Origin of the sequence: Dactylosporangium salmoneum (genome assembly GCF_039532525.1) — a bacterium.
GTDB classification, from domain to species: domain Bacteria; phylum Actinomycetota; class Actinomycetes; order Mycobacteriales; family Micromonosporaceae; genus Dactylosporangium; species Dactylosporangium salmoneum.
This window is the reverse complement of the sequence record NZ_BAAARV010000089.1, coordinates 1-1,682: the sequence shown is the minus strand read 5'-3', so window position 1 is coordinate 1,682 and position 1,682 is coordinate 1. Positions and strand designations below refer to the sequence as shown.

The following is a 1,682-nucleotide window of genomic DNA, read 5'->3' as shown; positions in this document are numbered from 1 at the left end:
CGTCGGGCCCCGGCGGCTTGGGCGATCGAGCCGATCCCGTAGCCGAACGCCCCGGCCACCGCGAACGCCAGCGCCATCACGGACGTCAACGATCCCGTACCGTCCCGCCGCCAAGCCGCGGACGGCGATCACGGTCCGTCGGCTGGACATCACGCCGGCGAGCACCGTCCGCCGACGATGGTCAATGGTCGCGGAGGTGGGCCGCGCCAGCCGAGACCGTCAGACGTCCTCGCGCGCCCTGTGCTGGTCGGGCGTGATCCGGTCACCAGCCGCTCAGTTGCCGCCGATGCCGGTGTCCATGACCTTGGCCGATGCCTTGATCTGAGCGTGCTTGGTCTGCTTCCCACCGGTGGTGGTGATCGTGTACGTGTGCGTCTCGACGCTGCCGACCGGACCGCCGCACGAGAAGGTGAACGTCTCGGTGCCCGAAGCAGGGTAGTTGCCGTAGCTGCCCGGCAGGTCCGGGTTGTCCACCGACAGGCCCACGCCGGTCGCGCCGGTGACCTTCCACTTGATGATCACCGGTACCGCATCCGCGCGGTACACCGCGGTACCCTCGGGGCACTTCGGCTGCTGCACGATCTTGAACTCGACGATCTTGGTGTCACCCTTCGGCTTGCTCTGCTTCGTCGGGGTCGGCTGCAGCGAGGATGTGGCACCGGCCGGCACCATGTCCGGCGTGTCCGCCTGGTTGTCGGCGGCGTTTCCGGAGCAGCCGGCAAGCCCCAGTGCGGCGAGCGCGAGCGCAGCCGTGGCCACCGAGATGCGGACGATCGTGCGGTTCATGGCGTGCCTCCCAGCGATGTGCGTTCCTTGACGCATCCGACGGTAGACACCCCCCGACCGGAACTGATCCTGGATTCGTGCCACAGCTCAGCTGCGCTGCGGGACAGCCGTTCACATCGGGGTTCCCGCCGGCAAAGCTCACGAGGTTTCGAGGGCCGTAGAAGAGATGGACCGCTCGGTACTCAGCGCCGCCGAATGGCTGCACGACATCGGCCATGCGCCCGGTGTTGCGATGTCTGGTCTTTCATGCACTGGACGGTGCGCGCTGGCTGCAGGATCAGGGGCACGATGAGCGCGTTGCAGCGCTTGGCGCGTGCCACTCGTGCGCCGCGGAGCATACCGGATCGAAGGTACTCGAACTGATGACCGCTCCCGCGTCTCACTCCGCGTGGGTTCCCGGGCGGTCCTCGCCCGGCCGCGCCATCCCATCGTGGACGACGCGCTGCACCTGGCCCGGCAATGGTGCGCTGGGCAGTCATCGACAACGCCGCAGCGTTCGCCCATGCGGTGCGGGTAGCAGCGGTTCTCGGCCGGCGCGTACCGGACCCCACCCGGCGCCCGAACTCGTCGCGGCGGCGTTGCTGCACGACGCACCGGAGTTACGCCCCACCGGACGTCGGTTTCGATGCGCTGCTGACCACTCGGCTCTGCTCGGCTGTGACGGTCGTGGTCCGCGGCATGCAACGCGAACACGAAGCGCTCGCCGGCCACGCCGCCGCTGACCTGTCCACGGTCGACCGGTGGACCCTGCACGCCAGCGCCGCCGACAAGATCGTCAGCCTAGGATCGATCCTCGGCCGCGCCGAACGCGCCGCCGACCCCGCCGACTACTAAGGCGGTGTCTCAGTTGGTGATCTTTGTGAGTCGGCGGTGGCAGATGAGGATGGCTGCGAGGT

2 protein-coding genes are annotated in these 1,682 nt (G+C 68.7%); one reads left to right on the top strand and one right to left on the bottom strand.

What is annotated here, in order from left to right; translation table 11 throughout:
- Window positions 1-273: 273 nt before the first annotated feature.
- Entirely contained in the window at window positions 274-786 is a 513-nt protein-coding gene (locus ABD352_RS45445) for a hypothetical protein (RefSeq protein ID WP_344618837.1), read from the bottom strand.
- A 459-nt stretch (window positions 787-1,245) separates the two neighbouring features.
- Here ABD352_RS45445 and ABD352_RS45440 point away from each other — a divergent pair, with 459 nt between their 5' ends.
- Window positions 1,246-1,620, top strand: a complete 375-nt coding sequence (locus tag ABD352_RS45440; protein ID WP_344618836.1) for a hypothetical protein — start codon at window positions 1,246-1,248, stop codon at window positions 1,618-1,620.
- Window positions 1,621-1,682: the final 62 nt, after the last annotated feature.

Excerpts from the sequence above, each read along its gene's own strand:
- ABD352_RS45440 (WP_344618836.1), top strand. The coding sequence starts at position 1,246 with ATGGTGCGCTGGGCAGTCATCGACAACGCCGCAGCGTTCGCCCATGCG.
- ABD352_RS45445 (WP_344618837.1), bottom strand. The coding sequence starts at position 786 with ATGAACCGCACGATCGTCCGCATCTCGGTGGCCACGGCTGCGCTCGCG.